This is a genomic window from Micromonospora sp. ATLC20 (assembly GCF_057196585.1).
The window spans coordinates 1-6,553 of the sequence record NZ_JBXUOV010000244.1; the positions used below are offsets into that span (position 1 = coordinate 1).

Below are 6,553 nucleotides of genomic sequence, written 5' to 3' on the forward strand. Positions count from 1 at the left end.
GCGCCCCGGCGCGGTCCGGCCGCGCTGGCCGCCGCCGCGCTGCTCGCCGCCGTCGCCGTGGTGTACGTGGGCCCCGGCCAGCCCGGACTGTACGGCGAGCGGCTGCTCGTGGTGCTGCGCGAGCAGGCCGACCTGACCGGCCTGCCGGCCGGGACGCCGGGCCGGGCCGGGCGCGACGCCCGGGCGACGGAGGTCTACCGGCGGCTGGTGGCGACAGCCGACCGCACGCAGGGCGACCTGCGCCGCACGCTCACCCGGATGCGGCTGAACCCGACGCCGTACTACCTGGTGAACGCCATCGAGACGGACGGCGGTCCGGCGGTACGGGCCTGGTTGTCCAGCCGTCCCGAGGTGGCCCGGGTGCTGGTGAGCCAGCGGGTGCGCCCGCTGCCGGCGCTCGCCCCGCAGGCGCGTGGCGACGCGCCGGCACCGGCCGGACCGGCCTGGAACATCTCGCTGATCGGCGCGGACCGGGTCTGGTCCGAGCTGGGCGTCACCGGGGCCGGCGTGGTGGTCGGCAGCTCCGACTCCGGGGTGGACGGCCGGCACCCGGCGCTCGCGGGCGGCTTCCGGGGCGGCGACGACTCCTGGCACGACCCGTGGGAGGGCCGCCGCGCCCCGGCCGACCGGGGTGGCCACGGCACCCACACGCTGGGCAGCGCGGTGGGCCGGGACGGGATCGGCGTCGCGCCCGGCGCGAGCTGGGTCGGCTGCGTCAACCTGGACCGCAACATGGGCAGCCCGGCCCGCTACCTCGACTGTCTCCAGTTCATGCTGGCCCCGTTCCCGCCGGGCGGGAACCCGCTGACCGACGGCCGTCCCTCCCGCGCCCCGGACGTGCTCACCAACTCGTGGGGCTGCCCGCCGGTCGAGGGATGCGACCCGGGGGCACTGCGACCGGCGACCGCCGCGCTGACCGCGGCCGGCATCCTGGTGGTGGCCGCTGCCGGTAACACCGGCCCGTCGTGCGGCTCGATCGCGGACCCGCCCGCGCCGTACCCGGACGTGCTGACCGTCGGGGCGGTGGACCGGCAGCGCCGCGTCACCGAGTTCTCCAGCCGGGGCCCGGCGCCGGACGGCCGGGCCAAGCCGGACCTGGTCGCCCCCGGTGCGGCTGTGCTCTCCGCGATGCCCGGCGGTGGGTACGCGACGCTGGACGGCACCTCGATGGCGACGCCGCAGATCGCCGGTGTGGTGGCGCTGATGTGGTCGGCGAACCCGGCGCTGCTCGGCAACCTGGAACGGACCCGGGCCATCCTGCGCGACACCGCGCAGCCGGTCGCGTCGCCTGCCGGCACCTGCGGCGGACCGCAGGACGTCTCCGGCGCCGGGCTGGTGGACGCGTACGCGGCGGTGCGCGCGGCCCGGGCCGGGTGAACGCCAGTCGTCACAGCCGTACCACCGGCCACCGCGACGCCCCGCCGGTCAGTCGAGCCAGCAGATGACCGCGTCGCCCGCCTTCGCCGCTGCGGCGAAGTAGTCCCGGGCGTACGGCAGGTGGTGGGCCACCCAGTCCAGCTCACCGTCGCGGTCCCAGATCAGCGGATAGATGTCCGCAGCGGTCAGCTCGGCCGGGTCGACGCCCCACAACAGGTCCTCCTCGGTGATCCCGGCCAGCGCGGTCGCCGCCTCGGCTACCTGCTCCGGCGTCAGGTAGGCCGGCGGGCCGTAGCCCCAGTCGTACGGCTCGAGGAACTCCGCCCAGTCCATGCCCTCCGGCGGGGCGTCGGGCAGCGCGACGAGCAGCTCGCCGCCGGTGACCAGCGGCACCGTGACGCCGCGCCGCTCCAGCAGGAACTGCAGTGCCTGCCAGGCCTTGCCCGTGCCGGCGTGCCGCACGTCTTCGGCATCGGCCGCCGCCTGCGCGAACTCGTAGGCCCAGTCGTGGTCCGCTCTGGCCCGCGCCAACTCGTCGGGCCTCACCCGGATCCAATTCCCGTTCATGCTCACGGGCGCAGCCTAGAGACCGGGCCCGACACCCGTCGTCCGGCGGAGGGCGCTACCGTCGGCAGCCATGAACGTGGAGATCACCGATCTGCCGCCCGAGCCGTCGCCTGCGGTTGTCGACCTGTGCGGGCGCGCGCTCGACCTGTCCGAGGACGCGGCCGAGGCGCCGGGCATCGTGGACACTCTGACCCGGCGGGCGGCGGCGCACCGGCCGGTCGTGGTGCTCGGCGCGGTACGCGACGGCGCGCTGGTCGGCGTACTGATCGGGTCGCTGTCGGCGGCCGATCCGCGCCTCGGCCACGTCGACCTGGTCGCGGTCGCGCCTGCGGAACGCCGCCAGGGCGTCGGCGGGGCGCTGCTGACCGAGGCGGAGAGCCGGCTCGGCGCGCTCGGCGCGGCCGAGGTGCTGCTCGCCGGCAACCCGCCGCACTACGCCTGGCCCGGCATCGACGTGCGTTACACCCCGGCGGTCTGCGCCGCGCAGCGGCTGGGTTACCGGCAGGACCGTACCGCCTGGAACATGACCGCCGAGCTGGCCGACGGGTCGGCGGCGCTGCGTCCCACCGAGGCCGCCGAGCAGCGGCTGGCCGGGCGGGGCGTGACGGTACGCCGGGCCGGTTCCGACGACCTGCCGGCGCTCGCCGCGTTCGCCAGGTCCACGTTCGGCGGCACCTGGGACGGTGAGCTGGCCGGCTCGGTGGGGCGGCCGGACGCGGGTGTGCACCTGGCCGAGCGGGACGGCGAGATCCTCGGGTTCGCCGCCTACGGGTCGGCGCGGCCGAGCTGGTTCGGGCCGATGGGCACCGCACCGGCGGCGGAGGGCTCCGGGATCGGCGGCGTGCTGCTGCGCCGCTGCCTGCGTGACCAGGCGGCCGCCGGGATCACCGCGGCGCAGATCGGCTGGGTGGGGCCGGTGCCGTTCTACTCGAACGCGGCGGGCGCCCGGATCGAGCGGGTGTTCTTCCTCTATCGGAAAGCCGTCAAAGGGGCATAGACGTCAATAGCGCCATTCGGCCTCCTTCGCCATCGACCGGGCTCTACGGTCGGAGCAGAGGAGGCGGTGCATGACCACGAATGACGAACGGGCCGAGGATCCGGCGGCGGGCCGGCGCCCGTCCGACGAGCTTCCCGGCCAGCTTCCGTTCGACCGGCTCGACGTCGGCGACGCCGAACAGCTCGCCGAGCTGACCGGCGGCGACGGGCCACCGGTGGAGGAGTCACGGCAGCCGGTGGACGAGCCGAGGCGACTGCCGCCGCCGTACGACAGGGCGCACAAGCGGCGCAACCAGCGCCCGCTGCCCACCTGAACCGGATACGCGGAAAGGGGGCGGACCGCTGACGCGGCCCGCCCCCTTCGGCGTACTGGATGGAGCTGGACTCAGAAGTCCATCTCCCCGCCACCCGGGCCCGCCGGGGCGGCCGGGGTCTTCTCCGGCTTGTCCGCGACGACGGCCTCGGTGGTGAGGAACAGCGCGGCGATCGAAGCGGCGTTCTGCAGCGCGGAACGCGTCACCTTGGCCGGGTCGATGATGCCCGCGGCCAGCAGGTCCACGTACTCGCCGGTCGCGGCGTTGAGGCCGTGACCCGGGTCGAGGTTGCGGACCCGCTCGACGACGACGCCACCCTCCATGCCGGCGTTGACGGCGATCTGCCGCAGCGGGGCGTCCAGCGCGACCTTGACGATCTGCGCGCCGGTCGCCTCGTCGCCGGCCAGGTCCAGCTTGTCGAAGGCGGTCTTGCCGGCCTGCACCAGCGCGACACCACCACCCGGGACGATGCCCTCCTCGACGGCGGCCTTCGCGTTGCGGACGGCGTCCTCGATGCGGTGCTTGCGCTCCTTCAGCTCGACCTCGGTGGCCGCGCCGACCTTGATCACCGCAACACCGCCGGCCAGCTTGGCCAGACGCTCCTGCAGCTTCTCCCGGTCGTAGTCGGAGTCGCTCTTGTCGATCTCGGCCCGGATCTGGTTCACCCGGCCCTGGATCTGCTCGGCGTCGCCGGCACCGTCGACGATGGTGGTCTCGTCCTTGGTCACCACGACCTTGCGGGCGCGGCCCAGCATCTCGAGGCCGGTCGCGTCCAGCTTGAGGCCGACCTCCTCGCTGATGACCTGACCACCGGTGAGGATGGCGATGTCGGTCAGCATGGCCTTACGGCGGTCACCGAAGCCCGGCGCCTTGACGGCGACCGACTTGAAGGTGCCACGGACCTTGTTGACCACCAGGGTGGCCAGGGCCTCGCCCTCCAGGTCCTCGGCGATGATCAGCAGCGGCTTGCCCGACTGCATGACCTTCTCCAGGATCGGGAGCAGGTCCTTCACCGACGAGATCTTGCTGTTGACGATCAGGATGTACGGGTCGTCGAAGACGGCCTCCATACGCTCCGGGTCGGTCATGAAGTAGGCGGAGATGTAGCCCTTGTCGAAGCGCATGCCCTCGGTGAGCTCGAGCTCCAGGCCGAAGGTGTTGCTCTCCTCGACGGTGATGACACCTTCCTTGCCCACCTTGTCCATCGCCTCGGCGATGATCTCGCCGACGCTGGGGTCGGCGGCGGAGATGGAGGCGGTGGAGGCGATCTGCTCCTTGGTCTCCACGTCCTTGGCGAGCTTGAGCAGCTCCTCCGAGACGCTGGCCACGGCCGCCTCGATGCCCCGCTTCAGGGCCATCGGGTTGGCGCCGGCGGCCACGTTGCGCAGACCCTCACGGACCAGGGCCTGGGCCAGGACGGTCGCCGTCGTCGTGCCGTCACCGGCGACGTCGTCGGTCTTCTTCGCGACCTCCTTGACCAGCTCGGCGCCGATCTTCTCGTACGGGTCCTCGAGCTCGATCTCCTTGGCGATGCTCACACCATCGTTGGTGATGGTGGGGGCACCCCACTTCTTCTCGAGCACGACGTTGCGGCCCTTGGGGCCGAGGGTCACCTTCACGGCGTCGGCGAGCTGGTTCATGCCCCGCTCGAGGCCGCGGCGCGCCTCTTCGTCGAACGCGATCATCTTGGCCATACGGCGTTGTCCTCCTGGACACTCACGGGCCACCCGGGATGCCCGGATGGGCCGTCTGGTGTACGCACCTTGGGGACGTCGCCACCTGGCGACGACGACGTCTCCTCGGTCGGGCCGGACAGCCCGCGACGACCGGCCTCGTACCGCTCCGGCGCCCCTTCGGACACCGGCGCGGCCGTGGCCCTACCGCCCCGACCTTCTGGCACTCACCGTACGCGAGTGCCAATGACTTGTTTAGCACTCTCCCTAGCCGAGTGCAAGCACGACAGCCCCGCTCAGCCGAGTTCCGCCGCCAGCCGGGCCGCGTTCACCGGGCCTTCGTGAGCCCGCTGTTCGGCGTACGTGACGACCAGCCCGACCTGCTGCGCCAGGTAGGCCGGGGCGGCGAGCAGGGCACCGGACACGGCGAGCACCACGGCGCCGATCGCGGTGCCGACGGCGTTCATCGGCGTGACGCCGAACGCCGCCCCGCTGATCCCGCCCACCACGGCGTCGAGCACCGTCGCCGCGAAGAGCACCGCGATCACCAGCGCGACCCGGCCCAGCACCATGCCGAACCGGCTGTGGAACATCCGCCACGCGCGCCCGATCGGCTCCCGCCGCTCGAACAGGTAGACCGGGCCGAACAGGGCCAGCGCGAACGCGGCGTAGAGGCCGGGCAGCAGGCAGAAGCAACTGCCGAGCACGACCAGAAGCGAGACCAGGAGCGTCCAGCCCCACAGGCCGAGGGCGCGGCGCAGCCCGTACCGGAAGGCGGCGCCGAGTTCGACCGGCTCGCCGGCCGCCTGGCGGGTGACCACCCAGGTGCCGGCGGCCCAGCCCATCGCCTGGAGCAGGCCGAAGACCAGCCCGGCGGACAGGAGCACGCCGTAGAAGGCGAACATCTGCCCCCAGAAGCCGGCCGGCAGCACCGGCGCGCCGTCCGGCGCGGTCGCCAGCTCGCCCTCGGGGCTGAAGACGAGCGTGAGGACGCTGATCACCGAAGCCGGGAGCACCTGGGTGAGCAGCACGATCGGCAGCAGCTGCCGCCAGCCGCGCCGCAACGCGCCGGTGCAGCGGGCGAACCAGGGACCGATGCCCGCGTGCGGCGGGTTGACGAGCGGATCCTGCGGGTCGAGGCCGGGGAACCAGCCGGCGTAGGCGCCGGGACCGGCCTGCATCGGGTACGCGGCCCCGGGCACCGGGTACGCCGCGCCGGGCATCGGATGGCCCGGGTACGCGGGAGGGCCCCAGCCCGTGGGCGGCGTGCCGGGCGGCGCGTTCGAGCCGTGCGGCGGAGCGCCCGGCGCGTTCCAGCCCTCCGACGGCGTGCCCGGGGCGTTCCAGCCCTCCGGCGGCGTGCCCGGGGCGTTCCAGCCCTCCGGCGCAGTGCCCGGGGCGGTCCAGCCCGGTGGGGTGTGGCCGGGTGGGACGTCGCCCGGGGCGGCCCAGCCGGATGAGGCGTCGCCCGGCGCGGTCCAGCCGGGCGGGGTGCCCCAGGCGGGTTGGCCGGCCGGGTTCGGGGCGCCGGGCTGCGGGCTGCCGTACTCCGGAATGATCGGGGCGTGGCCGGTCTGGCCGGCCCACGGGTCGGCGCCGGGCGGGCCGGAGGCGGGCGTCCCCGAC

The 6,553-nt window shown here is 74.1% G+C and carries 6 protein-coding genes; 3 read left to right on the forward strand and 3 right to left on the reverse strand.

What is annotated here, in order from left to right; genetic code table 11:
• On the forward strand, positions 1-1,377 hold a 1,377-nt coding region (locus AC2CHG_RS28935), incomplete at its 5' end, for a S8 family serine peptidase (RefSeq protein ID WP_484525987.1).
• Positions 1,378-1,425: 48 nt separating this feature from the next.
• Here the strand turns inward: AC2CHG_RS28935 and AC2CHG_RS28940 are convergent.
• Entirely contained in the window at positions 1,426-1,944 is a 519-nt protein-coding gene (locus AC2CHG_RS28940; protein WP_194802003.1) for a YfbM family protein, read from the reverse strand.
• Positions 1,945-2,014: 70 nt separating this feature from the next.
• Between AC2CHG_RS28940 and AC2CHG_RS28945 the strand changes: the two genes are divergently transcribed.
• Positions 2,015-2,941: a GNAT family N-acetyltransferase gene (locus tag AC2CHG_RS28945; protein ID WP_484525988.1), complete on the forward strand. Its 927-nt coding sequence runs from the start codon at positions 2,015-2,017 to the stop codon at positions 2,939-2,941.
• Between the two features lie 70 nt (positions 2,942-3,011).
• On the forward strand, positions 3,012-3,254 hold the full coding sequence (locus AC2CHG_RS28950; RefSeq protein ID WP_262013250.1) for a hypothetical protein: 243 nt from the start codon (positions 3,012-3,014) through the stop codon (positions 3,252-3,254).
• 71 nt (positions 3,255-3,325) lie between these two features.
• Here AC2CHG_RS28950 and groL read toward each other — a convergent pair whose 3' ends face one another.
• On the reverse strand, positions 3,326-4,948 hold the full coding sequence (gene groL, locus AC2CHG_RS28955) for a chaperonin GroEL (protein ID WP_030502773.1): 1,623 nt from the start codon (positions 4,946-4,948) through the stop codon (positions 3,326-3,328).
• A gap of 275 nt (positions 4,949-5,223) precedes the next feature.
• A partial coding sequence (locus tag AC2CHG_RS28960; RefSeq protein ID WP_484525989.1) for a hypothetical protein occupies positions 5,224-6,553 on the reverse strand: 1,330 nt, incomplete at its 5' end.